This is a genomic window from Paenibacillus sp. AGC31 (assembly GCF_057334655.1).
Window position 1 is genome coordinate 87,169 of the sequence record NZ_JBHFJH010000005.1, and the last position, 26,036, is coordinate 113,204.

Sequence of the window (26,036 nt, forward strand, 5' to 3'; positions counted from 1 at the left end):
CCCTAGGCGTATTACGCCTTGGGCATGCTCCTTTTTCGTTATCTTCCAAAAGTATCTAAAACAGCACAGATCTAATGCTTATCCATTCGCAGATGTACTCACAAGGGAGTGTATAACCATGGACAACGTATGATCATAGAGGGTTTTGGCAGCTTCTTCACTCTCAATATGGCCTCCCAAATACAGATGAATAACACCGTGTAATGGAGCCCAGATCATCCGAACCGCAAGCAGGGGATCTTGCACCTGAAGCATTCCCTGTTCAATCGCTATCTCCACCAAAGCAGACACTTGCTTCAGTGCAGTCGCTGTTCCCTGTAAGGTCTCTCCATCTGGTTTGAATTCGGAAAAAGATCCTCCAAACATCAGCTGATAGAAGCTGGATTGAGAAATGCCGAAGTCCCAGTAGACGTAGGCCAGATCACGGAAATATTGTTCGAACGATTCCTGCCGGGGTATAGTTTCAAATCGCTGGGCCATAAGGGAACATCCCTCTAAATATAAATGCTTGGCCAACCCTTCTTTTTTGCCAAAAAGATTATATATGATTTTGGTGGAGCACTCCATGCGTTCAGCTACACGGCGTACCGTGACGGCTTCTGGTCCATGCTCTTGCAGTAAAGCAGCAGCAGCATGCACAATATTTTGCCGCAGATTATCCGAGTGCTGGAGTCTGGCTTCCTGAAAGGTTGTTACCGTATGTGCAGATTCTGTGGAACCCGAATTAAGATCCTTCATTGATTTCATCCTCGTAACCGTATTGTTGTTGAACAGAAACTACGTTTCCTTTTCTTAAGGTCATTCTACTGTTTTACGCCGGATGACGTCAATTTAATCCGAATTTAGTAAGTAAGCACCACGTTCTAGATTCAAATTTAACAAATGTATTTGACAGCGTCATGGATTTTGGTTACTATGGTTCTATAAAGAAACAGTGTTTCCTAGTGAAAACGAGTGTTTAAATTATGCATAGAGGATGGATGAGAGATGATAAAGGAACAGCATCAATGGGTACTTATTACAGGTGCATCTTCAGGTATTGGGGAAGTTTTTGCACTCGAAATGGCTTCCAAGGGTAAAAATATTGTGCTGGTGGCCAGAACAGAATCCAAACTGAATCAATTGGCAGAACGTATAGAACGTACATATCGAGTAAGGGCTGAGGTGATCGTATCGGATTTGTCTCAAGTCGATGCACCTCAGAGGGTATATGAGGAATGCCAGAATCGGGGAATACACATCGATATGCTGATCAACAATGCGGGATTTGCTACCCATGGATTATTTGAACAGGTGGATGGTTCCCGGCAACAGGAGGAAATTATGTTGAACGTGCTCGCCTTGACAAACATGACACATCTTTTCTTGCCAGGCATGTTACAGAAGAAAAATGGTGCTGTCATTAATGTGTCTTCGACGGCTGCCTTTCAACCTGATCCGTATATGGCTGTGTATGGAGCAACGAAGGCATTTGTACTTTCTTTTACAGAGGCATTATACGAAGAAAACAGGAAGCGTGGCGTTCAGTTTTTGGCACTATGCCCAGGCTCAACCGAGACTTCGTTCTTTGATGTAGTGGGTGCTGATGAAGCCTCGGTGGGTAAACGTGATACCCCTGAGCATGTCGTGGCGGTGGCCATGAGTGCACTCGAGTCAGGCAAACCTTATGCTGTGCCGGGGGCCGGCAATTACTGGACAGCGCAGTTCACCCGCCTCGTGCCACGCAAGTTGATGTTGCGAATTGTAGGAAGTATGCTCCGTCCACGTTCCAAGGATGGTAAAGCAGAAAAAGTACAAGCCTGATTAGTGGTATAGGGTAAAAGCTTTAGGCCAAAATGCCTTTGGCCCGAGCTTCCTTTATCCAGCCTGGAAATTCAGTGAGGAGACGATCGTACAATTCTTCATCGCTGATCTTGGAGATGTCGTCCAAAGCAAAAAAGTCAGCATTATCGATGAAACGTCCAGTCATGTCATCGAGTTTCTCCAGAATACCGTAATTGGCTTGTCCCAGGCCAACAAATTGCCAGAACAGGTTTTTGGTTGAGCTTTCGGTAATAAGCCGCATGATCTTCCCTTTTTGACTAACTCCGCCATCGCTAAAAAAGATAATATACGTTGGAATCTTCACATCGGGTTCCTCGATCGTATATTTGCGAATGACATCCTGCATCACAGGAGGTTCGTTATTGGTACCGCCTTTGCTCCCCAGTGTATATGTGCGTTCAATATAATTCTCGAAATCCCTGGCGGTGACGCTAGGTGCACGCAAGAAGTCTTTGGCGAAGAACCAGACGTCCAACTCTCCGTTATCATCAAAAGCGGATGCAATTGCCAGGATACGCTCGAAGGCTTCTTGCACGATGCCTTTGCGATACAGATGGTACATGGAGCCTGATGCATCAAATACGACAGCAACACGTGCCTGTATAGGTTCGATCTTTTTCTTTTGCAGAGAGAGGGTTACTTTACGCTTGAGGAGATCGATCTTGGTCAGGTTAAGCGGTGCATGATTCGTGTTTGGTGCAGCACCAGGTACCAAGACTTCTGGAGAGGCGGCTGCCACTTCAGCTTGTGCCGTGAGAAGAACCTGTTTGGCTTCAGAAGTGTCGTTACTCTCAATTTCAACACCGAATGACTCTGCCAGCGGCTGCAATCCACCAAAGAAACCTCGTCCAATCGCACGAACTTTGAACCCGTCACGATACTTATAGATTTCAATAAAAATAAGAGCTGTTTCCGCAGTGACCTGCGTGATCTCATAGGTGATCTGCTGGGAACCCGCTTGTACAATCGCCTGACATGCCTGAACATCGGCGAATGTGCCTCCCGCATCGAGAGTAGCCGTAAACACACACTTTTCCACAGGGGCCTGCCGTAATTGATTCGTATCCAGTACAAAAGAGGATTTCAGTTCCTCTGCCTGTTGCAGAAGTACACTTTGATGGGGATCGGCCTTCTGATTATAAAATACAAAATAGTCGTCAGATGGGACCTTTCCCTCTTCGTTCACCATAAAGCAGCTAACATCCAAGGGAGAAGGAGATGATGTACATTGAATGGTTACCTGAAGTTGAGCACATTCGTTGATACTGATATTCTGGCCTGTGTTTAAGTGAATGAACGAATCTGTCATAATCGGATGCCTCTCTTCTCCAATATAATGGTTGAAAATGTACAGTAACAAGATCGATTCTGAGACAAATGTTTCCATAAGTCAATCGTTTACCCGATGTTCTTACGTCTGCTCAGACTCGTACTTTTCCCGATGCTCCTTCTTCATCTTCACATAGTCTGGATCCGTCTTCGCAATCTCCCATTGTGCTTTGAATATAGCTGCGGCTTCTGCCTTCACCTTATCATTCTGATAGGAAGATAGAGCCATCCTCCTTCGAGTATTTGCGTCCTCCTTTGTGATTTGTATACCGTCTGGCCCGTGTATAACCCATCTGGAGAAATTTACGAGCCATATCCATACCCACGAAATCCCCCTTTTTCTTATACTCCAAAAATAGCTCATAGATTTTCTCCGATGACTCTGTCGCAATCTCTGGTGTTTTGAATCGCCAGTGTGGCAGAATCTCGCCCTTGTATGGCTCAACCATGAGAACACCCTGCTCACCCCGGCCTACGGTGTACAGCTCAGGATGTTTGCGCAGATCCAACTCATCATAATTGAGACTGTAATCAAATTTTTTCATGTTTACACCCTCCTTGATAGGGATTACCCCGATTCTGAACCAACAAGCACGGTTAATGGGGAACAATAGAAGGAATTACACAGGAGGGGTAGCGGTATGGGAATGTCCGGCAGATATCTTGTGGTAACAAAGGAGATAGTTGAATCCATTAAGTCAGGTGAGATCAGTGTGCATGATTGTGCAGTTGATCTGGATATTGATAAAACGTGGCAGATGCTTCAATTCACGCTGAACGGTAACTTGGTAGAAGGGGAGCCGCCCCTGGGATATGTGGTGCCTCTCGCAGGTGAGCAATACGTGGGAAACTATTCGGACATGGATCTGTTTTTGCTTAGTAACGAACAGGTGCTGGAAGCCTACATGGCATTGGAGCAGCTCACACCGGAAGAATTAAAGGAGCGGTATAGTCTGGACCAAATGATCGCTGAAGGCGTCTATCCTGTCATGGAAGATTGGGACGCGGAAGAGACATTTCAGGAGATCGTTCAGACTGTGGATGATGTCCAGGCCTTGTTTCAGGCCACGGCTGCAAGTGGGAATGTGATCATCTTTTATGTTTTCTAAGTGAGCATTGAAATTATGATGGAAAATGTCATGCCGATATTGAGGCAGGTTTGAACTACGCCTATTCGGGTTATTGATAGACACAAGGCTCAGGCCTTGATGACATGACAATCCGGTAGAAGAGAGGGAATGCGATATGACACAGGATCAGAACGAAGAGAACAAAGCGATTCAAGAGGACGAGCCGGATCAATTCGAGACTCCCGCAACTGCGGAAGATGAAGAAACGGATGAGAAGCTCGCAGAAGATCAGGAGCAAGAATAACTCCCAGTATTGCATAATGAAGCAGGATGTTTTATCGAATCTTACGATATGCTGAAATATAGATAGACCAGAGGTCGGACATGTTCCGGCCTTTTGGTTTATTTTTTTGCGTATCCGTTTACAAGAATTACCTATACCTTCATAATGGAAATGAACCATATTTTTCTAAGGAGGAGTTCATATTAAGAATCGGAAGTTAGTCCAATGGATGGCAGTGCCACTTGTATTATTAATGGTTGTTCTTACAGGATGTCAGGCTGTGGGTGGAGTAGACGTTGGCAAAGCAATGGCCAATGGCGCGAGTATCAAGTCCGGTGAATCCAGACAATCCATGAATATAAACATAGAACCGGCTAAGGAATTTGCTACAGAGAAAGACCTTGAAATGATCGAACTTATTAACTCCATATCCCTGGATATTGATCAAGCCAAAATGAAAGATGCGAAGACAGCATCGATCAAAGGTACACTGAGCATGGAGGGAGCGAAGTTACCTTTCCACCTGTCCATGAATGAGTCCCAATTGGTGATTGATCTGGACGGAGCCCAGAAACCGCTGTACATATCTCTGGATACGTTCCAGGATGCACAAGCGCTTCCAATGGTGGATACGAAGGCTCTGGAGAAACAACTCGAGGAACTTTCCCCGAAACTGTTCTCTTTTGTTCTGAAACATCTGTCCAATCCGAAGAACATCTCCGTAACACCGGTACAGGAATCCGTGAATGGCGAAGCGCTTAGCCTCTCCAAGCTGCATCTGGAAGTTAGTGGTGAAGAGATGCTTGCCATGGTTAAACCGTTCCTGACGAGTATTTCTAAAGATGAGCAAGGACTGAAAGACCTGATTGGCGATCTGTATGATGTGTTCTACCCTGTACTTGAAGCTGTGAATGAGGTTGAAGGCGGGGGAGATGAAACGCTGAATTCGATCGTTCCTGAATCGAAAGATGAAGCTGTTGCGTCACTATATGCCATCATCAAAGTAGGACTGGACAGTATGCTGGTCAATTACGATCAGGAGCTGAACAACCTGTTGAATGAGACCCCTGAATTTAAAACGGTCTTTGGCACAGATACCAAACTGAAATTGGATTTTTATCTCGACAGCAAGCTTGATGTTCGCAAGCAAAACTTTGAACTGAAAGTAGCGCTGCCTGCTTCTGAGGATCTGCCGGTGAACTCTGTAACCGTAAGTGGAGACAGTGAACAGTGGAATATCGGTGGCACAGTTGCAGTTGATGAAGTGGATGTATCGGGCGGCGTTATGGATCTGATGAAGGATGATATTACGCCTGGACAGATGCTGCGCAATTTTGATTCCAATTCACTGGCATACCAATTGCTGAAAGATGAAGCTGGAATCACGAGTAAAAGTGTAGTGCTCTTCCCGGATGATGAATACGCTGGAGCGATCACCGTTAAGAATACAACATTTGTTCCGCTTCGCTACGTGTCTGAGGAATTGGATGCGGAAGTGAAATGGACCAAAGGCTCAAACCAAATCGTTGTCATTGATGACATCACTGGTGATGAGATTGTCCTGACCGTAGGTTCCAAGAAGGCAACCGTTGCTGGTAAAGAAGTAACCATGGTGGAATCCGCCTATGTAGGCAAGGACGGCAAGACGTATGTGCCGCTGCGCTTTGTGGCTGAATCCCTTGGAGCTACTGTAGATAAGGAACAAGAAACAGGCTGGATTTACATTGACCGTCCTTAATTGCTTGAAGTAACAAGTAAAGTACAAAGACCCGACATAGATATATCAAAGAACGCCCTTTTCTGGCCATTTTGCCGGGGGCGTTCTTTTTCATGTAATCGAGATAACATATCATCCGCAGTTTAGGTGTGCTGTAGAATCTGCGGCTTTTTGCTGAATCCGGTACTCCCGGCTGTAAAGCCCATCTGACGATAGAATTCATGTGCAGCTTCACGTTCAGGGCGATTACCACTGTTCAGAGACAGGGAGTCCACGTCATGCGTGGCGGCCCATTGTTCGGCTTCCAGAATGAGCTGACGGCCGATGCCTGAGCCCCTGAACTGGTCGTGAACAACCAATGCCATGATACGGCAGTGTCTTCCGTTCTTTTCATACAGATAAGACGTCTGTAATCCGATCAGTCCAACTACACGTCCGCGTGCTTCAGCAACCAGTGTGGTGAAGTTAGCATCTGCAGCAATGTGGGTATAGCGCTCCTCCATCTCGGCGTACGTGGTGGGATAACCAAGTTGGTCCATCAGAATGACCATATCTTGCAGATCTGTAGTGGAGCTATGTCTAATCGTCACATCCAGGCTCATAATGTTATATCCTCCTTGGGTCTTTCCTTCAATGAAAGTTCAATAATGGTATCCAGCAACTCTGCAAAAGAAATGCCTGCAGCGGCTGCACTTTTGGGCAGCAGACTGTTACGGGTAAGACCCGGCAGCGTGTTTACTTCAAGCACATAAGGCAAACCTTCGCGAATCATCATATCCACGCGCGCGTAGACGCTGCATTTCAGCACCTGATAACAGGCAAGTGCCGCGGCTTCCACACGATGGTGAAGATCCGCAGGCAATTGCACAACCTGCTCATCTGCTCCGTGGTCATCGTATTTGGAAGAATAATCGAAAAACTCGGCGTTCGAACGAATGGAGATCACCGGCAGCATCTTACCATCCAGAATGGCACAGGTAATCTCCTCACCTTCGATATACTGTTCAATCATGACTGTATCATCCCAGGCGAGGGCAGCCTCCACAGCAGCGGGCAGGGCGGCAGCCTCTTTCACTACTTGGGTACCGATGCTGGAACCGCCTGAATTGGGTTTGACCACCACGGGGTACGTTAATTGTTGAACAGCAGTTGAGGACAGTTCCTCGATATGACTCACTCGTAGCCACTCTCCGGTAAGCACACCTGCATGCTGCATAAGTTGTTTGGACATGTCTTTATCCATGCATACACTGCTCGCCAGCACACCACAACCTGTGTAGGGAATACCCAGAGATTCCAATGTGCCTTGGACCGTACCGTCTTCGCCGTATTTGCCATGCAGGGCAAGCAGTGCCACATCGATCCCCGCTGACTTGTCGATTAGATCGCGCTTGGTATTCAGCTCAATGGGTACAACCTCGTATTTGTCTCTATTCAGGTTTGCAATCATCTCCTGTCCGGTCAGCAGGGAAATATCCCGCTCTGAAGATGTACCGCCCATAATCACTCCAACTTTCATGTGAAATCCTCCTTATCTCATTTGAGCTGCTGTCTCGCCAATGATGCGAATGCCTTTACGTATATTTTCATCGCTGACTCTGGAGAAACCCAGGCGCATCGTGTTTACACCCTGACCGGGTTCCAGATAAAAGGTATCCCCTGGTGTGAACGTCACACCTTTCACTTTACAGGCCGCCAGCAGTTCACGGGTTCTGTATTCGGACGGGAACTGCACGAACAGATGCAGACCACCCGCACCGGAGATCCGGCACATTGGCAGATGCTGCTTCAGGCAACGCACAACCAATTCATATTTTCGCTTATACTCCGTCCGAGCTCTCTTCAAATATTTCTCGAAATTACCGTTGCTCAGATATTGATACAATAACGATTGGTCCAGCGTGGAGGTATGGATGCTGCGTGCCCGTTTCATACTCTCCAGATAATCAATCAGCGCCGCATCCGCAATAATCCAACCTACCCGCAGGCCTGGGAACAGGACTTTGGAGAAGCTGCCCAGATACACCAGTCCATTGCCTTTGCCCATGCTGGCGATCAGGGGAGATACGTGGGAACCGGAATAGCGCAACTCTTCGTTGAATCCATCCTCAATGATGGGTACTTGATACTTGTTCATCAACCGGATGATCTCTACCCGTTTTGCAGGGGACGTCACAATCCCGGTTGGATTGTGATAGGATGGCACGAGATACGCCAGATCATATGGACTTGCCTCAAGTTCATGTTCCAGTTGCTTCAAGTCCAAGCCATCTGGCTCCATGTTCACACCGGTCAGGTGAAACTGGTGCAGCTTCAGATTTTTGATCGCCGTGTGGTGCGTTGGATTCTCGCAGAGCGCTTTTCCGCTTTTTTTGCGCAACGCTCCAAGCACCAGATCGAAACCTTCCGTGAATCCGTTGGTGATCAGAATGTCCTTGCCACGGAGGTCAACACCTTTGTTCTCCATATATCGTAGTAAATAGTTCATCAGCGGTCTGTATCCCTGCGCATATCCGTAATTCAGCAGTACTTCGCCTTCAAGTGACATGCGATCCAGAAAAGCCCGTTTCACGTTGTGCAGATCAAACAGCTTTTCATCCGGTGCTATGCTGGTAAACGATATCTCGCCGCGCTCTGCTCCGGAGCCATGCTTCATCAGATCGTACTGCTCTGCCTGAATTGCATATTCACTTACCTCTGTCTTCCAGTCCAGTTCCCAGCTCGCTGCTGCCTCAGGTGTTTCGATGGAGGCACTGACGTAATTGCCCTTGCCTTTGACTGCGTAGATCAAGCCTTCATCTTCAAGCTCGGCATAAGCGAGCAGGACTGTGCTGCGGCTAACCTTCATGAGTGTACTGAGTTCACGGGTCGAGGGCAGTTTTTGTTTGGCTTGCAGGCCGCCTTTGAGCATCAATCGCTTCATATAATCTTTGACTTGTATATATACAGGGCGGTCCTCCGTCAGTTGCAGATCGGAATACATCCCATCACTCCCTCTACTGGTATCTTGCCATATTATAAACCCAGCAGAAAGAACCACGATACCTCTGTTTCCCTGAGCGTGTGGTTGGTTGTTCGCACAAACGCAAAAAAGCCCTGGCAGTATGCCGGGCCTGGTGGTGAAACTTGATCCATTTTCTATAGTACTGCTGCTATAATTTCTACAGTTGTATTGCATGACTAGTCTCTCTAGGATCGATAGCTATCTGACCTTCTACGTGTGTCTATTAACTTCAGTACGACTATAATTGCAGGCTTTCTAGGTGATACTAAAAATCTACAGTGAATCATGAATCTAGGTCTTCCTAGGTTTGCTTGCTGCAAGGGGTCGATTAGATGATGAATCTACAATCTATAAACTAGGGTTCTTGCTAACTGTACTCTTGTCGTGATCACATAACAGAATTCAGCATGAAAAAGATATTCAATCATAGGGTACAATAGACGGAGGTAGATATAAAGACGTATGTCTCAGTGCCCAATTTCTTCCTCATACCCCTATAGTACCACTTTGAATCAGGGAAGTTAACCTTTTTTTTGAAATATTTGTCGTAATAGCGAAAATTGCGTGAATTGTACTTCATATAGAATGAAATGGTGTCCCTTTATAATATGTGATAAGATCTAAACCTATAGATAATGAGGAAGTGAGCCTATTGATTAATATTACTGTGCCAACACCGGATGTAACCATCACAAAGCAGGTTGATCCACAGCTTAGTCACATTTATGGATTTACTGATTTTCACCTGATTACCCGGGAACTAGGCGGGATTTTCATGTTTTACAATGCCGCTGGAGAGTTGTTATTTGTCGGTAAAGCACGAAAATTAAGACCCCGCATCAAAAAGCATTTTGAAGACACCGTATCACCAATCAAGAATCACCGCGAGGAAGTAACGAAGATTGAAGTATGCCTGGTTGAAGATCCGGTAGATCGTGAAATTTACGAGACGTATATCATCAACACGATGCGTGCGAAATACAATGTAGATAAAGTGTTGTACAAATAAGACGCTTAAAAAGCACATGAACATGCAATGTCTGGGACATATGTCCTAAGTGTTGCGCCAGGGGGTAAGGATGTAATCGAAGGATTGCATCCGATTCCTTCTGGTGCCATTCCGATCTTTTCGAGGGAGTAGCTTGTAGAATTTGAAACGTAGTAAGCCCAAGCCTAGTATCACAGATATACCAAATACATATGAAGAGGTGATTGTGTTGATCGGTCGTAGCGGTAACCCTACACTTAAAGACAGCACGTTTGAAAACAGAGGATATGGAGAAGATCGGTATCAGAATTACATGACGATCAACGGCACGGTGAACAAAGCGTTTATTACGCTGGTGATCCTGCTGGGCAGTGCATTTGCAACCTGGATGATGTTCTTTAACGGACAACAAGTGATGCCGCTTGCTTATGGCGGATTAATCGTTGGTTTTATCCTGGCGCTTGTGATTTCGTTCAAACCTGTAGCGGCACCTTATCTCGTACCTGTCTATGCCGTGGCAGAAGGCCTGTTCCTTGGAGCACTCTCCGCAACCTATGAGTCCCTGTATAACGGAATTACCTTGCAGGCGGCTCTGTTGACCATGGCTGTATTCATCGCTCTGCTGGTGGCATACAAAACCAGATTGATCAAAGCTACGGAGAACTTCAAGCTTGGGGTCGTGGCTGCAACTGGCGGTATCATGATCATGTATCTGCTGAGCTTTGTACTGGGTTTCTTCGGAATTACAATCCCTTATCTGCATGATAACAGCTTGATCGGCATCGGTATTTCGGTCGTTATCGTCATTGTGGCTGCCCTCAATCTGGTCCTTGATTTCGACTTCATTGAAGGTGGTGCTGAACGTGGTGCACCCAAGTACATGGAGTGGTACGGTGCATTTGGATTGATGGTTACACTGGTATGGCTGTACATTGAGATCATCCGATTGCTTGGCAAATTGCGGAGCCGGGACTAGTCCTATTCAATACGTCAGATAGAAGTTAAACTGAGTGTGGATTTAAAGCTAAAAAGCTAACGCGTGATACTCACGTCGTTAGCTTTTTTGATTAACCTTAACAGGATATTATTAATGGCGGCCTCTTACATAACTCAACTGATTCCAACTCGTTGAAGGCCCAACCAGCCACACACTAAACCAAATCCGTATATAGATCCTCCAAGGTTACGATTTCCGGCTTGCTCGGCAGCTCTTCCCCGGCTGAACAGGCTGCGAGCATATGCTGGTTATCGAGTCGCTGACTGAGAAAGAGATATGTCCCGGCCTGTTTGCAATGCCAATCTTCCCGCTCATCAGGTAGGATGGCGAAGGAGTCCAGTGGTATGGACAACCCCATACCCACTGCCTTGATATAACTTTCCTTCAGCGTCCATAGACGGTAGAAGGTTTCCAGCCGACGATCGTCAGGCTTGGCAGCCAAGAACTGGCTCTCCTTAGGAGAGAAGAAACGCTCTGCAATCTGCATGTCAATTGGAGCTATTTTTTCCACATCCACGCCCAGTTCATCTGTACCGCCGGAGATCAGAGCAATCCAATCACCAGAATGGGAGACGTTGAATGGTACATCCGAATGGTGACTGAGCGAAGGTTTGCCGTAGGAATTACGGGTAAAAGAAAGATCAGCAGGTCTCAGTCCAGTTAACTTGCTCAAAGTCACACGAGTCAATATCTCTCCCAGCACGGAGCGATACGCGTCAGCCTGACGCACAAAACGCGAAGCCTGAGCACGTCGCTCGGCAGAAACTTGCGACAAAAAGTGGTTCCAGCACGCCTCGGGCAATACTTCTGGAACTTGGAGCACACGAATAGTTATCATCATTTATCACCTGAATACGTATTCGGCGTGGATCAATAACTTTCCTTTATATGGAATGGACCCTCAACTCTTCCTCCTAATCATCATGCTTCTTGCGCTTGTTTCCATTCCATATGTGCAGCCTGCACTCGCTCCCACATATCCTGGCATTCCAGTTCGCTGTAATTCACCAAGGGTTCATGGAATATTTCAGTTAATACGTTACGCCACTCGGTATAATTCCGGATCTCCGTTTTCTGAATTCCTTTCATATCATGTGTTCGGAGCATACATCCACGTAGTTCATGACTGCGGTTCTCATCCCGCTGACGAAGTAAAAATACGTTATGCCAAGGTGATTCTGCCGCCTGACTGTAGAATTCATGTTTGGGAATGAACTCCCCCAGATCGTGGACTACCTCGGGAGCATAGTCAACTCCTTCACTCGGACCATTCGGCTCGTACTCAAGCCGCCATCCCTCAGCAGCAACAGATGATGGCATTAACTGATACGTAAACGGAGCTGAACCATAGGTTCCATAACGAAGTGGTAGAGGTTCAAAGGGCATTCCGCCCAGACCTACATCTACAATCCAGCGCTCAACTGTCGGGTCAGCATCCGGCAGAAGCACAGACAGACCGAGATGGAATGAGTTCACACGGGGTTGTTGCTCATGAGGCTGTACTCCCCCGCGATGCCAATTAACCGTATAACCCAGCGAGCGGAGAAGAACACTAAATGCACCATTTAGATGAAAGCAGTAGCCGCTGCGTCCCTGTAATATAAGTTGAATCGATTCTTGAAGACTGATTCCCGTAGGACGACCTGCAAAAATATCGACCGTTTGCCAGGATAAATATTGTACATGTGCTCGCTGGAGTTCAAATAAGAACTCCAGTGTAGGTTCCTTTATATCATCCATGCCAATCCGTTTCAGATAGGCTTGTATTTCAGCTGTATTCAATAGTTCAATCATCCAGATCACCTCACGTCATATAGTGGGCTGCAGGCGATGATTATAAAACGTCTGCTGCCCTGAGTTCATTGTAAAAGTCAACGGGTGAAAACAACATAATCAGTTGAGCAGATTGTAACGGTACAATTATTGAACAAAGCCTTGAAATTCATCTCAAGAGATGGACATGGTTCTGATGTCATTGAAATAAAATATATGGATGGGCTATTTCTTTTTCCGGGGTATGCTAACCCTTTGGAGTGGATATAGGTTAGAATATAGATAGATAGCAGGATTAGGAGATGGAAAAATGGCTAATGATGAAGTGATTTTGACACAGGAAGGCTTGGAAAAGCTGGAGGACGAACTGAAGGATTTGAAGACGGTGAAGCGTAAGGAACTGGCAGCTCGTCTTAAACTCGCGATCAGTTACGGTGACCTGAAGGAAAATAGTGAGTATCATTCAGCCAAAGATGATCAGGCCTTTATGGAGACACGGATTTTGATTCTGGAGAAGATGTTGACAAAAGCAAGAGTCATCTCTTCAGACAATATAGACTCCAACAAAGTGAGCATTGGATCAACGGTGTTACTTAATGACATTGAGTTCGCCGAGAAGATTGAATATAAAGTGGTTGGTCCTGCCGAGGCCGATGTTGCGGATAATAAAATTTCGTACGAGAGCCCACTGGGCAAGGAATTGATGGGCAAAGAAGTGGGCAGCGTCATTCATGTCAATGCTCCGATGGGCGTTATCAAGTACGAGTTACTTCAAATTAAAGTGTAATTCAAAAAGAGAGGTGTTCCGCAGTCATCCAATTGGCTGAAGGGACATCTCTTTTTGATTCTATTGGGCTTTGAACGGTTGGGAATACGGATTTGTTGAAATTTCATACGGTTGGACTTACGGACTTTATCACATACTGTGTTTAAGGAACTTATGAGCTGAAGATTTCCGTGTGTTTTATATGTAAAAAAATAACATTTCGACAAATTTCGAATTTCGAATGACCTGACAAGGTGAGTAGTATATAATTACGGGAAAACTTTAAAGTGATGGAGTAGATACGATGAATTTTAGTAAGCCTAATCTCGATCAAGACAACACTGGCAAAGGTGAGCGCTTCTCTCGCGCCGGATTCATTCTGGCAGCCATTGGTAGTTCGGTTGGTCTGGGTAACATGTGGAAATTCCCGTACATTACGGGGGAGAACGGAGGAGCTGCGTTTTTCCTGCTCTTCATCGTTTGTTTGCTGCTGATTGGTCTGCCGGTACTGCTCGCAGAACTTGCGATTGGTCGTAGCGGCAGAGGAAGTGCTGCAACTGCTTTTATCAAAGCAGGCGGACATAAAGGCTGGCTCGCAGCCGGTTTGCTGCAAGTACTGACACCTTTTATCATCCTTTCTTTTTATGTCATTATTGCAGGCTGGACCTTGCAATATGCGATTACGTCCTTCAGTGGAACATTGTTTAACAATCCGGATTATGCGGGACAATTCAATTCCTTTGTAGGCGGTTATATGCCAATCGTGTGGCAACTGGTCTCGGTACTTATCGTAGGCTGGATTGTAGCCAAAGGGGTATCCAACGGGATTGAGAAGTTTAACAAAGTGTTAATTCCCGCCATGCTGGTGTTGCTCATTGTTTTGATGATCCGGGCCGTAACGTTACCTGGTGCAGGAGCAGGGGTTTCCTTTTTCCTGAATCCTGATTTCTCACAACTTACAACGGAGTCAGCATTGGTGGCGCTCGGACATGCCTTCTTCTCGCTGTCACTCGGTATGGGTATTCTAATAACCTATGGTTCGTATGTGGACAAAAATCAATCACTCGGAGCGGCCACCATCGCTGTTGGGGCGGGGGACCTGCTCTATGCATTCATTGCCGGCCTGATCATCTTCCCAACGACATTCTCGTTTGGTATTGCACCGGACCAAGGACCGTCACTCATCTTTATAGCACTTCCGGCAGCCTTCTCGGCGATGCCGCTTGGCTTCCTGTTTGGCGGACTCTTCTTCATCCTGCTCGCTATTGCCGCATTAACTTCGGGAGTATCCTTGCTGGAAGTTCCGGTGAAATATTTCATGGAACGTCTGTCCTGGAGCCGCAGTCGTGCAGTATGGGTGATATCACTCGCAGTCTTCATCGTGGGACTTCCTTCAGTATTGTCGCTCGGCTTGCTGCCTGAATGGACCATTGGATCGAAGAGTGTGTTCGACTGGATGGACTTTGTAGCATCCAACATCCTGCTGCCTGTGGGTGGATTGCTTGTGACGATTTTTGCCGGATACTTCTGGAAAACGGCTGCGGAAGCTTCAGGACTGCGTTCCGGATGGTTCCGGGTATGGTTGTTCATGCTTCGTTACGTGGCACCGATCCTGGTTCTGCTGGTTCTACTGCACACTTCCGGTATCATTCACTTCTAAACTGAAGACCAGATAGGTATAAATGTTGTCTGTTGTGCAGATTTGCCATAGATAAAACCTCTTGGAAGAAATGCTAAAGCCCTTGTTTTCCCGCTTCAATTTTGGGACAATACGGAGTAGAGGTTTTTTGGGTAGGACCGATAAGCCATAGCTTTTTAGCGAAAAGAGGATTATACAATGAACAAGTCATCCATATATGGATTAACATTAGAGCAATTACGTTCCTGGCTGCCGGAGCATGGGCAGAAGAAATCCCGTGCATCCCGGATCTGGGAATGGTTATATCAAGAGCGTGTACATGATTTTCCTGCGATGTCTGATGTCCGTCAGGAATGTCTGGATGTACTCTCCGAGCATTTCACAATGAACTCTCTGAGCGAACATGTGAAGCAGGAATCAGCAGATGGTACCGTGAAATTTCTGCTTCGGATGCAGGATGGCAACCTGATTGAGACGGTATTGATGCGGCAAAAATACGGGCTTACCGTTTGTGTGACCACACAAGTGGGCTGTAATATTGGTTGTAGCTTCTGTGCGAGCGGTCTGATCAAGAAGAGCCGAGACCTGACCGCTGGAGAGATTGTGGAACAGATTATGCATGTGCAGCGACATCTGGATGCAGCGGGTCAAGACGAACGGGTAACCAACGTGGTTGTGATGGGTATTGGTGAACCATTTGATAACTTCCAGCACATGAGTGATTTCATCGAGGTCATTAAAGATCGCAAAGGACTGGCACTTGCCGCCAAACGGATTACTGTATCCACGAGTGGCCTTCCGGACAAAATCAAGGAATTTGCGGACAGCAGTCTGCAGGTTAATCTGGCGATCTCTCTGCATGCACCGAATAATGAACTGCGCACACACATCATGAAGATCAACCGGGCTTTCCCGATTGAGCAATTGATGGATGCGGTGGATTATTATTTGGCTACAACGAACAAACGTATCATGTTTGAGTACATCCTGCTGCGTGATGTTAACGATCAACGTGAGCATGCCGCGGAGTTGGCTGAACTGTTGTCCAGTCGCAGAAGTATGGTCAGTGTGAATCTGATCCCATACAACCCGGTGGATGAGCACAGTCAGTATCAACGGAGTACAGAAGAATCGATTCTGGGCTTCTATGATACACTCAAAAAGAACAACATCAACTCGACTGTACGTATGGAACACGGTACCGATATCGATGCCGCCTGCGGACAGTTGCGTAGTAAACAAATGAAGAACAACGCTGCCGAATCCGAGCCAGACCGTCTGGCAATGGGGTAAGGCACAGCACGGAGCTGGCAAGTAAGTAGAATGCATGGTTATTATAATCAGTGCCTATACTTTGTACGTGCCATTTACCGTTGTTGAGTCACTCATGAATGCGTTGCTTGAATGCAAAACGCCTCTGAATATCACTGAGAAGTGATAACGGAGGCGTTTTTTGGAATGTCATTATTTCAGTTTTTTGGTCATGAGCAGATGGGGAATGCCGTCTTCCATAAATACTTCCGACGCGGGTGCATATCCAAGACGTTCGTAGAACCCGGAAGCTTGTACCTGTGCGTGCAGCTTGGCTTTCTCAAGACCTTCAGCAACAGCCATCTGCTCCAGCTTGTCGATCAGCACACGGCCCAGGCCGTGTTTACGGTAATCGAGCATGACACAGATCCGTTCCAATTTGGCGACCTGTTCCACAATGCGCAGTCTGGAGGAAGCAGCAGGTACTCCGTCTACGTAGAGCAGAATGTGGCGCGCCTCCGCGTCTAATGTATCATAAGCATCGAATTCATCCGCTGCGGGTACGCCTTGTTCTTCAACAAAAATAGCGGTGCGAATGGCGAAGCAGGCATCGAGCAATTCCTGATTATTAACTTCAACAATCGTTGTATTCATGAATGTTTCTCCTTTGGGTGATCGTAATGTTATCCTGACGTGATAAACTGGTACATAACAGGAATGTGGAACGAATCTCGTTCTTTTCAACAGTAGTTATACCATCAATTATGTTGCGATTGCAACAATTTTATAGGGGCGTGAGTGTGTTGACTGAGAAAAAAGAAGTGCTGCGTGAAATTGGTATGATTGCCCGCTGTCTGGATTCAATCAGTAACGTCGAGTTTCAGCATCTGAACCTGTCCCGTGGACAATATCTATATCTGTATCGAATCTGTGAGAATCCGGGCATTATTCCGAATCAGCTTGCTGAACTGATCAAAGTGGATCGCACGACGGCGGCCAGAGCTATTAGCAAACTCGAATCCGATGGATTCATTATTAAACAGCCAGCAATGGGTAATAAGAAGAATAAAGTGTTATATCCCACTGAAGCTGGGCTTGAAGCATGGGAATTCATTCGTAAAGAGGGCTTGCATTCGGATCAGGTGACTCTGGATGGTCTGACGGAGGAAGAGATCGAGACAGCGGTCATGCTTCTCCGTCGAATGCGCCATAATATCGAGGTGGACTGGAAATTTGTCAAAAAGGGTGGACGACGATCCTACATGGATATTTTGGAATGAACAGAGGAACGATCCTTGACCCCTCCATCCCAGACTCTAGCCGAACCTATCTAAAGGAGAAGAGCCATTATGACAGAGCAGCATCAGTACAGGAGGGAGTCATGAAACGGCTATACCGGAAAAGGCTAACGTGGTGGATCATATTGGCAGTCAGTATCACGGCAGCATTAATTATTTTTGTGAAGGAGCGGTTCGTGATGAATGAATCATCCCCTACGGTATCCTTTGTTCAAGATCATATGACTAATCCCAATGGTACAATTGCGACTTATTTGCAAGATGCTACCTCAGAGAGAGCGGACATCGTAGCAGGCAGAGAGGCTTTATCTGAATCACTTGGTCTTTGGATGCAATATGCTGTAGCCAAGAATGATCAGGTGTTATTCGAGGAAAGCTATGACCTGCTGACCACCTATTTCCTCATGCCGCAAAAATATATAGCTTGGAAGCTGGATGCCGAAGGTGAATCTCAAGTGACTACCAACGCGCTTGGCGATGATTTTCGAATTGTCGGTGCTTTATTAAAGGCAGCAGATCAATGGAAACAAGGAAGAGAAGCCAAGCTGGAAACGGCTTCGGAAATATCCCGTACACTTTCGCAATCGGTTCGGAATAAAGGATATTATGTGGATTTTCACGATTTTGCGAGTGGTCACTCCACAGATACATTAAGCCTGGTTTATGTTGATCTCCCGTCTCTTCAATTGATGGAAAAACATCAGATGGTGGAACCGGGAACCTATGCCAAGTACGAAGCTTTGCTGAAGAAGATGCCTGACGATGGATTGTTCTATCCGAAGACCTTCGATGTGGTCCATAAAAAATATACGTATGATGATACGGTGAATCTGATCGACCAGTTGATTGTGGCGAATCATCTAACCGTGACCGACCGCAAACCGGACAAGCTCATTTCTTTTTTGAAAAAGGAGTTCAACACCCGGCATCAGCTACCCGGACAGTATAAGCGAGAATCACGCACACCTGCCGTCTCTTATGAATCTTCCTCGGTATATGGCCTCGCCATCTTACTCGCTGTTCGTTCAGGTGATCCAAAATGGGCCAAACAGTTGTATAACCATATGACTACGTTGCGTGGTAAGGACACTCGTTATCCAGGTGGATATGTATTTGACGGTAACACACATCTGTTTGATAATCTTTTTCCTTTATTGGGAGAAGTCAATTTACAGAAAAATATTAAAAAGTAAGGATTTTGTCATTTAATGAATTCTGCAATGTGTTAGCATATCTTTGTCTAAACATGTCATAAATTGTTGCAATATATAAAGAAATGAGTTTGAACAAGAGTTCTATAAATTCAACGGAGAGAAGGAACTATGAGAAATAAAGCACCTACCCGCCGTATTGCGTGGGGATATGCCCTTTTAATTGGACTAGCCCTCATGCAGCAACTGATGATTTATCTTAAAGTGTACATGGATCAGAGCTACACTACAGGGGATATGATTTTTAGTATCGTGTCGCTGGGTGCTTTGGTTTTCGGTCTTTTTCTGCCTGTTGGTGTATCCGTCGTGGCGGGGTTTGTATATCTGGTTTCTTATTTTGTGTGGCTTGTTACTTATGCTGATGCAAATGTGCTTGTATTCTCCTGGTGGTTGCTCATCCCTGCCAACGTTGCCGTGGCTGCGTTCATCAAGGTAAGTCTGCTGCGCAGTGCGCGTGTAGTGGAACGTCTTCAGGATATGCAGGATCGTAACCCGGAAATCGATCTGGATACCACGCTTGGTAATAAGGGAGCTCTGGCAGATACGTTAATTAAACACAGTAACCTTGCTCGTCGGTACTCCGAAAAGTATGGATTCAGCATTGCCATGTTCAAGATTGAATTCTTGCCACTGGTGATGGAATCCCTTGGTTCAGTCCGGTATGCACAATTCCTGCTTGAAATCTCGGGTACGATCCAGAAGCAGATTCGGTATGAGGATTATAAATTTTTCGTGGATCGTGGGCGTTTTGTCATCTTATGTCCAATGGTGAATGTGGAATACCTTCCACTTCTTACACAGCGGATCAAAAAAGCCATCATGGATCTTCATATTATTGATAAAAAGGGAAATGAACTGCAGACGGTGATACGCTCTGGTGCTCTGGTATTCCAAAAGGAGCAATTCAGCAAGTACGAGGACATTGACGCGGTTATTGCTGCCCTTGAACGAAACACAGAGACCGATCTCATCGGAGAATATATATAACGGGAAGGAGAGAGGCGCTGTGGACTATATGTCCTGGTTCATCCCGATCTGTATCGCCGTCAGTTCTTTATTTGCGGTATTCACGATTTGGTTAACAATTGCAACCCTTCGCTTTCGGTCGAAAGTTATTCGCAAGTATGATCGGAGGAAAGTAAGTGGCTGATTTTATATTAATATTATCCATATTTAGTATCTGGATTGCCGTATTCGAGTCGATTGTTATTATGGCAGGTGCGATTCGTTTTATTAATAAACAGGACAAAAAAGGGATTCAAATCCCTGAAGATATGGATCATTATCCAACAGTCACGGTCATGGTACCTGCGCATAACGAGGGTCTGGTCATTGTTGCGACGGTAGAGCACATCCTGCGCCTGAATTATCCGGAGGATAAAGTTCAGGTCATTGTGATCGCGGATAACTGTACAGATGATACCGCAGAGAAGTTGAGATCATTCCTCAGTCAGACCAGCTATATGCATCGTAATGTGACGGTAATGGAGCGAAAAGGAACCGGTGGCAAGTCCGGGGCATTAAATGACGGACTGGACATAGCCACGGGCGATTGGATCTGTATCTTCGATGCAGATGCCGCACCTGAACGTAATTCATTAATGTTTTTGACCCAAAAATCGCTTGAGAACCCTGAACAATATGGTGTGGTTTTTGGCAGAAACAAAGCACGCAACAGAGGACAGAATTTCCTCTCCAAATGCATCAACCTGGAGATTATTACTTCGCAACGTGTGTATCACACAGGGCTATGGGAATTGTTCCAGCTTGGTTCCATCCCGGGAACGAATTACATTATCAAAACGGAGTTGATCCGGGAGATTGGCGGCTGGGATGTGACAGCCATTACAGAAGATACGGCGCTATCATTCGAGATTTTGAATCGCGGACAGTTTGTGGCTCTTGCGCCGCAAGCGGAAGCCTATCAGCAGGAACCGGAACAGCTGAGTGTATACATGAAGCAGCGCGAACGCTGGGCCAAGGGGAACTACCAGGTGGTACTGGATAATATCCATAACCTGTTTAATCGTTCCAGTTGGCGTAATAAGTTGCTGGTTATCTATTATGCCGTCAGTTATTTCTGGTTTATGCTTGCGATCATTGTATCGGATATTATATTTCTCGTGAATCTGGTTTATCGGGTCATTGCCATATTTAAACCAGAGGTAAGTTCACCGTTCCAGTTTGCCGGCGATGCGTATGTGTTCCTGGTCATTGGTTGGGCACTTATGTACTTTATTTACGTGTTACAGATCAATCTGGCACTAGCCGCAGATATTGGACAGAGCAATACTCGTAATTTCATCTATGCCTGCGTATCCTATTTCACGTATGCACAGCTGTTCATCCTGATCTCGATCAAGGCTTTCTACTCCTTGATCATGGACAAGATTCGGAAACGCGAAAGCAAATGGTACAAAACAGAACGTTTTGGCTAGGCGGCGAAAATTGTAGAAGTGTAAGGCAGAAAGGCTGTTACTGGACAACTCCAGACAACAGCCTTTTTTTGTTATAGTCAGACACATCCATATTCTGTATACTCTTACAGGCTGTAAATAGGAAGCATGCTTATCCGAAATGGAGGGTCACAGAATGAAGGGCAGAGGATCGGATTTTTACGATAATGAGGCGAACTTCGAAAAGTACATGGAACGTCGCAAGTGGCAGGAGAACGCCAATGATACATTGGAGAAGCCGGTGATGCTGGAGTTGATCGGAGACGTTGCTGGCAAGAATATTCTGGACCTTGGTTGTGGAGATGCAAGGTTCGCGGCAGAATTGCTGAGTATGGAGAGTGAAGATACAATATATACGGGAATTGAAGGTTCTGTGAATATGATTCAGGCAGCTAATGCATCAGTAAAAGGATTGAATGCGCGGATTGAGCAAGCGTTCATGGAAGACTGGACCTATCCGGACGGAGTGTACGATCTGGTTATATCGAGACTGGCTGTTCACTATATTGAAGATGTGGAGAGCCTGTTCCGCAACATATACAATACGTTGAAAGAGAACGGGACATTTGTATTCTCGGTAGAACATCCTGTGATCACGTCTACACTGCAACCCTCCGGGACACGAACGGATTGGGTGGTTGATCAGTATTTTGTGGAAGGATATCGGGAGCAGCAGTGGCTGGGCGGTTCTGTGAAAAAGATGCATCGTTCCATTGAATCATACTATATGGCGTTGCAGCGGGCAGGATTCCGTGTAGAACATTTGCGCGAGTCAGCACCACAACGTGCCTATTTTGTAAACGAGGAAACCTATCTACGCAGGCAGCGTATTCCATTGTTTCTGTTTCTAGGTGCCCGGAAATAGGATAGTGGTAAAACGTATAGATAAATAGATGAACCGTAAAGTTATACTCATAAATTAGAAAGTTCTACACAGAAAACGGTGGATAACACTAGATATAGGAGTAAAAGGCCCAAAATCTATCCACATGTGGATAAGATATTGGGCTTTTTACTGTTATGTTTCTACACCTATGTTACGTTTGCTGTGTATAACCCCGTTATTATGAATCCGCCGCAGCTCTGACATAGACACGTTCACCATGTCGATCCACTTCCACAGGTGCCTCGAAGAAGTTGCTCAGCACTTCTGTGTTCATCAGATCGCCAGTTAATCCGCTACTGACAACTTCACCTCGGCGCAGCAAAAGGCTGTGACTAAAGACGGACAATATTTCCTCCGTGTGATGGGTGACATAGATGAGCGAAGGGGTATCGGGTCGCTGGGACAATTCACGAATACTCTCCAGCAGTCGTTCTCTTGAGAACAGATCCAGTCCATTGCAAGGCTCGTCCAGAATAAGTACGCGTGGATTGGCCATAAGTGCTCGGGCAATGAGAAGTTTCTGTTTCTCCCCTTGAGAACAGGTACGATATTCGCGATCCCACAGGTGCTGACAGCCCAGCGTTTGCATCAATTCCTGTGCCTGTTCCAGATCATCATCTGACAGCTTGTCATACAAGCCAATGGTGGCGTGTTTACCGCTGATCACCACATACTGCGTGCGGTCTGTACCGTGCAATTTCTCTTGCAGAGATGAACTGACCCAGCCGATGGATTTGCGAAGTTGTCGCAGATCCACATCACCATATTCATGGCCTAGCACGGATATCTTGCCTTCAGTCGGCCAGAGATATCCGGTGATCATGTTCAGGAGTGTTGTTTTGCCGGAGCCATTCAGGCCAAGCAATGCCCAGTGCTCACCGTCATTCACCTGCCAGCTCACATCGTTCAGCAGGGTAAGGGGTCCCCTTTTCCAAGTGACATGCTGTACATCAATAATCATGCGTTATTCCTTCCTTCTGTTATCCTCGAGTGTCCTAGGTGTATTGTAGTCACAAAATCAGTGAGGTTTCAACGGTTATCACACTGTTCTTGGTTGGTCCTTGCGCAGAAATACAGCACACACACCAAGCAGTGGCAAAAACGAACATAACTTGATAACAAACGAAATGCTGGTCACGTCAATTAAGGAACCTAACACAACCGAGCCAAGTCCAGCCATGCCAAACGACAGGCCAAAAAATAAACCGGATACCGTTCCAATATGACGAGGAAGCAATTCCTGTGCATAAACAATGATAACGCTGAAGCCGGACATCAGGATGAGTCCAATCATTCCGCACAAGACCATGGATAAGACGGGTCCTGCATAAGGTAGCAAGAGTGAGAACGGTGCAGTGCCTGCTATGGAGAACCAGATCATCGGTTTGCGTCCATAGCGATCAGCGAGCGGGCCACCGAGCAAGGTTCCGACCATGCCTGCAAATTGCAGAACAAATAGACAGATCTGTGCCTGGGAGAGCGGCAAGTCATATGCATCGGCATAATAGAAGGCGTAGTACCCGGTCATGCCTGCAATATATACGAATTTGGAGAACAGCAGCAGGATGAGAATTCCCATTGTAAAAGCGATGAATCCCCTGCTCACAGGTCGAGCTGCTGGCTCTACGCCACTTGATTTTAGAGGGCGTTGCTGACGAATGCGAGTCTCGGCAAGCTTGTCTCTGTACCAACGACTGACCATAGACTGAATGAAGATGCCGATCAGGGCAAAGCCCATCAGCCATAGAAAACTTCGCTGTCCATGTGGCAGCAGGATGAAGGCGACCAGTAATGGAGCAATAGCCTGTCCTGTGTTGCCTCCCACCTGGAAGATCGACTGCGCCATTCCGCGTCCTCGTCCGGCTGCCATATGGGCCACACGTGAGGATTCGGGATGGAGGATGGATGAGCCTATGCCAATCAATGCTGCCGAAACAAGCAGCATCCATAACTCGGAAGACAAGGCTAAGCCGAGAACACCGATCAGGGAGAATAACATGCCTCCGGGAAGCAGGATTGGCATGGGCTTGCGGTCTGACATATAACCGACCAGTGGCTGGAGGACGGATGCGGTAATATTCAGGGTGAAGGCAATCCAGCCCATCTGGGCGAAACTGAGCTGCATGGTCTGCTGGAATAGTGGGAAAGCAGACGGAACAACTGTCTGCATCGCATCATTCAGCAGATGGGCGAAGCTGACTCCGGCAAGTGCCCAATTGGCGGAGGAGTTGATTTGCATTTTGCTTAAAGTGGCCTGAGCCATGGGAGATCACCTCGAATTATTTTTTTCAATGATAAAAGATGGGGGCAGATCATGTCTTTGTGAAAAGTGCTTGGAAAGTGAGCACGATTTGCTATAATGTCAGCAGGTGAGCAAACGATGGAATTAAACATGACGCTAAATGGGTTGGAATTATGGAAAGCTACTGGAGGATTCGCGAATGAGCCGCATGTACATGACGACTGGTATCAGCTAACGCTACCGGTCAGAGGTCAATGTCATCTGGTACAGGAACGGCATGCATACCCGCTAAGAGCAGGCATAGGGATTATTGCTCATCCCCAGACTGAGCATTATTTTGAGATAGGGTCGGATTCGGCTGTCATTGTGATCAAGTTCCGTAAACCGCCATTAGGTAGTTTCGAAGGTGCGGAATTAAGTGGGGGACGAGCTGAGTTTCGACCTACCCAGACATTTGATCCTGCTGAGATCAGCAGTCTGTTTCGAGGCTGGAATTCCATTTTGTTAGATGATGTGCCCGAAATGCTGCAAGTGCAGGAAACAGAACTGGCGGTTGAAACGTATCTAAGGCGTATGTTGACGGGGCAGGAAAATGGAAAAAGGACTGTAAATCCCGGTACATTCATTGATCCTCATCTCCAACGAGTGCTGGATTACATTCACAGTGCCTACACAGGTCCAATGGATATTGATTCGATGGCGATGGTCGCGCATCAGAGCCGGTATCATTTTATGCGTTCTTTCAAGGCTATTACGGGAACAACACCGTATCAATATCTGCTGAATTTGCGCGTAGAAGAAGCGTCCAGGAGGCTCCGCCATACAACGGATTCAGTGACCACAATCAGTTATGAACTGGGATTTTCCAGCGTCAGTCAGTTTTACAGAGCCTTTCAGCGAGTGTATGTGATGACACCGATGGAATATCGGAATCACATTTAGATTTTAACGGGCAGTCTCGCGTATGCGAGACTGTATTTTAGTACGTTACAGCATGTCACTGATTTTTGTTGTTGCCAAACATTGAAGACTTTGCTAAGATGGGAAAAAGTTTATGTAAGCGTATACATTTAAATTAAAATTACAACGTTGTAATTATGGCTATGGCAAGTGTTTAAAAGAAAGAAATACGGTGTAAGGAGGACTATTTCAAATTAGTTATCTCGTTATTACGCAGATTAGTATAGGTTATTACAAAATGTGAATGAGATAAATAACAAATACGTCAGTGGAATGACAGTTCCTTTTTATTCAAAAATTCAAACGTTGTAATTATGTAGCGAAGGGGAGTGTTTCACGTTG

25 protein-coding genes and 1 pseudogene are annotated in these 26,036 nt (G+C 46.2%); 15 read left to right on the forward strand and 11 right to left on the reverse strand.

What is annotated here, in order from left to right:
• Positions 1 to 78 precede the first annotated feature (78 nt).
• Positions 79 to 738 carry a TetR/AcrR family transcriptional regulator gene (locus ACE04G_RS04155; RefSeq protein ID WP_339180612.1) on the reverse strand — a complete coding sequence of 220 codons (660 nt, stop codon included), beginning with the start codon at positions 736 to 738 and terminating at the stop codon, positions 79 to 81.
• Positions 739 to 987: 249 nt separating this feature from the next.
• On the opposite strand from ACE04G_RS04155, the gene ACE04G_RS04160 reads away from it, so the two are divergent.
• The gene (locus ACE04G_RS04160; RefSeq protein WP_449003648.1) at positions 988 to 1,803 is read left to right on the forward strand and encodes an SDR family NAD(P)-dependent oxidoreductase; all 816 of its coding nucleotides are present in this window, start codon (positions 988 to 990) and stop codon (positions 1,801 to 1,803) included.
• Between the two features lie 22 nt (positions 1,804 to 1,825).
• Here ACE04G_RS04160 and ACE04G_RS04165 read toward each other — a convergent pair whose 3' ends face one another.
• Together ACE04G_RS04165 and ACE04G_RS04170 are read right to left on the reverse strand one after the other, a co-directional pair.
• A complete protein-coding gene (locus ACE04G_RS04165; protein WP_449003649.1) occupies positions 1,826 to 3,133 on the reverse strand; it encodes a VWA domain-containing protein in 1,308 nt (435 codons plus the stop codon).
• A 102-nt stretch (positions 3,134 to 3,235) separates the two neighbouring features.
• Positions 3,236 to 3,698, reverse strand: a pseudogene (locus ACE04G_RS04170) (DUF4385 domain-containing protein).
• A 96-nt stretch (positions 3,699 to 3,794) separates the two neighbouring features.
• On the opposite strand from ACE04G_RS04170, the gene ACE04G_RS04175 reads away from it, so the two are divergent.
• The 3 genes from ACE04G_RS04175 (at position 3,795) to ACE04G_RS04185 (ending at position 6,244) form a co-directional block, all read left to right on the forward strand.
• Positions 3,795 to 4,262 (forward strand): YfbM family protein, encoded by a 468-nt coding sequence (locus ACE04G_RS04175; protein WP_339306204.1) that lies wholly within the window; start codon positions 3,795 to 3,797, stop codon positions 4,260 to 4,262.
• 136 nt (positions 4,263 to 4,398) lie between these two features.
• On the forward strand, positions 4,399 to 4,527 hold the full coding sequence (locus ACE04G_RS04180) for a hypothetical protein (RefSeq protein ID WP_017691584.1): 129 nt from the start codon (positions 4,399 to 4,401) through the stop codon (positions 4,525 to 4,527).
• Positions 4,528 to 4,735: 208 nt separating this feature from the next.
• Positions 4,736 to 6,244, forward strand: a complete 1,509-nt coding sequence (locus ACE04G_RS04185) for a copper amine oxidase N-terminal domain-containing protein (protein ID WP_339306202.1) — start codon at positions 4,736 to 4,738, stop codon at positions 6,242 to 6,244.
• Positions 6,245 to 6,366: 122 nt separating this feature from the next.
• Here the strand turns inward: ACE04G_RS04185 and ACE04G_RS04190 are convergent, their stop codons facing one another.
• From ACE04G_RS04190 to pdxR, 3 genes are read right to left on the reverse strand one after another with little or no spacing between them, the layout of a single operon-like run.
• The gene (locus ACE04G_RS04190; RefSeq protein ID WP_260632665.1) at positions 6,367 to 6,825 is read right to left on the reverse strand and encodes a GNAT family N-acetyltransferase; all 459 of its coding nucleotides are present in this window, start codon (positions 6,823 to 6,825) and stop codon (positions 6,367 to 6,369) included.
• A complete protein-coding gene (locus ACE04G_RS04195) occupies positions 6,822 to 7,742 on the reverse strand; it encodes a D-alanine--D-alanine ligase (protein WP_221820048.1) in 921 nt (306 codons plus the stop codon). The genes ACE04G_RS04190 and ACE04G_RS04195 overlap by 4 nt, the downstream gene beginning before the upstream one ends.
• Positions 7,743 to 7,754: 12 nt before the next feature.
• Positions 7,755 to 9,206, reverse strand: a complete 1,452-nt coding sequence (pdxR, locus tag ACE04G_RS04200; RefSeq protein ID WP_221820047.1) for a MocR-like pyridoxine biosynthesis transcription factor PdxR — start codon at positions 9,204 to 9,206, stop codon at positions 7,755 to 7,757.
• A gap of 673 nt (positions 9,207 to 9,879) precedes the next feature.
• Here pdxR and ACE04G_RS04205 point away from each other — a divergent pair.
• Positions 9,880 to 10,236, forward strand: coding sequence for a nucleotide excision repair endonuclease (locus ACE04G_RS04205; RefSeq protein WP_076213814.1), 357 nt, complete (start codon positions 9,880 to 9,882; stop codon positions 10,234 to 10,236).
• A 208-nt stretch (positions 10,237 to 10,444) separates the two neighbouring features.
• Complete coding sequence (locus ACE04G_RS04210; RefSeq protein ID WP_221820284.1) at positions 10,445 to 11,191, forward strand: Bax inhibitor-1/YccA family protein; 747 nt, start codon at positions 10,445 to 10,447, stop codon at positions 11,189 to 11,191.
• Positions 11,192 to 11,366: 175 nt separating this feature from the next.
• Here the strand turns inward: ACE04G_RS04210 and ACE04G_RS04215 are convergent, their stop codons facing one another.
• Complete coding sequence (locus ACE04G_RS04215) at positions 11,367 to 12,053, reverse strand: 4'-phosphopantetheinyl transferase family protein (RefSeq protein ID WP_221820046.1); 687 nt, start codon at positions 12,051 to 12,053, stop codon at positions 11,367 to 11,369.
• 80 nt (positions 12,054 to 12,133) lie between these two features.
• Positions 12,134 to 13,006, reverse strand: coding sequence for an arylamine N-acetyltransferase family protein (locus ACE04G_RS04220; RefSeq protein WP_221820045.1), 873 nt, complete (start codon positions 13,004 to 13,006; stop codon positions 12,134 to 12,136).
• A gap of 289 nt (positions 13,007 to 13,295) precedes the next feature.
• On the opposite strand from ACE04G_RS04220, the gene greA reads away from it, so the two are divergent.
• The 3 genes from greA (at position 13,296) to rlmN (ending at position 16,683) form a co-directional block, all read left to right on the forward strand.
• Positions 13,296 to 13,772 (forward strand): transcription elongation factor GreA, encoded by a 477-nt coding sequence (greA, locus tag ACE04G_RS04225; RefSeq protein ID WP_221820044.1) that lies wholly within the window; start codon positions 13,296 to 13,298, stop codon positions 13,770 to 13,772.
• A 283-nt stretch (positions 13,773 to 14,055) separates the two neighbouring features.
• Positions 14,056 to 15,411, forward strand: a complete 1,356-nt coding sequence (locus tag ACE04G_RS04230; protein WP_221820043.1) for a sodium-dependent transporter — start codon at positions 14,056 to 14,058, stop codon at positions 15,409 to 15,411.
• Positions 15,412 to 15,588: 177 nt separating this feature from the next.
• Positions 15,589 to 16,683: a dual-specificity RNA methyltransferase RlmN gene (gene rlmN / locus ACE04G_RS04235; protein ID WP_221820042.1), complete on the forward strand. Its 1,095-nt coding sequence runs from the start codon at positions 15,589 to 15,591 to the stop codon at positions 16,681 to 16,683.
• Positions 16,684 to 16,854: 171 nt separating this feature from the next.
• Here rlmN and ACE04G_RS04240 read toward each other — a convergent pair whose 3' ends face one another.
• Positions 16,855 to 17,295 (reverse strand): GNAT family N-acetyltransferase, encoded by a 441-nt coding sequence (locus ACE04G_RS04240; RefSeq protein ID WP_221820041.1) that lies wholly within the window; start codon positions 17,293 to 17,295, stop codon positions 16,855 to 16,857.
• 110 nt (positions 17,296 to 17,405) lie between these two features.
• On the opposite strand from ACE04G_RS04240, the gene ACE04G_RS04245 reads away from it, so the two are divergent.
• The 5 genes from ACE04G_RS04245 (at position 17,406) to ACE04G_RS04265 (ending at position 22,471) form a co-directional block, all read left to right on the forward strand.
• Positions 17,406 to 17,921: a MarR family winged helix-turn-helix transcriptional regulator gene (locus tag ACE04G_RS04245; RefSeq protein WP_449003650.1), complete on the forward strand. Its 516-nt coding sequence runs from the start codon at positions 17,406 to 17,408 to the stop codon at positions 17,919 to 17,921.
• Positions 17,922 to 18,022: 101 nt separating this feature from the next.
• Positions 18,023 to 19,132, forward strand: coding sequence for a glycosyl hydrolase family 8 (locus ACE04G_RS04250; protein ID WP_449003651.1), 1,110 nt, complete (start codon positions 18,023 to 18,025; stop codon positions 19,130 to 19,132).
• A 129-nt stretch (positions 19,133 to 19,261) separates the two neighbouring features.
• On the forward strand, positions 19,262 to 20,137 hold the full coding sequence (locus tag ACE04G_RS04255) for a diguanylate cyclase domain-containing protein (protein WP_449003652.1): 876 nt from the start codon (positions 19,262 to 19,264) through the stop codon (positions 20,135 to 20,137).
• Positions 20,138 to 20,292: 155 nt separating this feature from the next.
• Positions 20,293 to 21,588 (forward strand): glycosyltransferase family 2 protein, encoded by a 1,296-nt coding sequence (locus ACE04G_RS04260; RefSeq protein WP_449003653.1) that lies wholly within the window; start codon positions 20,293 to 20,295, stop codon positions 21,586 to 21,588.
• Positions 21,589 to 21,742: 154 nt separating this feature from the next.
• Positions 21,743 to 22,471 carry a class I SAM-dependent methyltransferase gene (locus ACE04G_RS04265; RefSeq protein ID WP_449003654.1) on the forward strand — a complete coding sequence of 243 codons (729 nt, stop codon included), beginning with the start codon at positions 21,743 to 21,745 and terminating at the stop codon, positions 22,469 to 22,471.
• 199 nt (positions 22,472 to 22,670) lie between these two features.
• On the opposite strand, the gene ACE04G_RS04270 is transcribed toward ACE04G_RS04265, so the two are convergent.
• The gene (locus tag ACE04G_RS04270; protein ID WP_237177967.1) at positions 22,671 to 23,453 is read right to left on the reverse strand and encodes an ABC transporter ATP-binding protein; all 783 of its coding nucleotides are present in this window, start codon (positions 23,451 to 23,453) and stop codon (positions 22,671 to 22,673) included.
• Positions 23,454 to 23,531: 78 nt separating this feature from the next.
• Positions 23,532 to 24,755, reverse strand: coding sequence for an MFS transporter (locus tag ACE04G_RS04275; RefSeq protein WP_449003655.1), 1,224 nt, complete (start codon positions 24,753 to 24,755; stop codon positions 23,532 to 23,534).
• Positions 24,756 to 24,872: 117 nt separating this feature from the next.
• Here ACE04G_RS04275 and ACE04G_RS04280 point away from each other — a divergent pair, with 117 nt between their 5' ends.
• A complete protein-coding gene (locus ACE04G_RS04280) occupies positions 24,873 to 25,676 on the forward strand; it encodes a helix-turn-helix domain-containing protein (RefSeq protein ID WP_449003656.1) in 804 nt (267 codons plus the stop codon).
• Positions 25,677 to 26,036 lie beyond the last annotated feature (360 nt).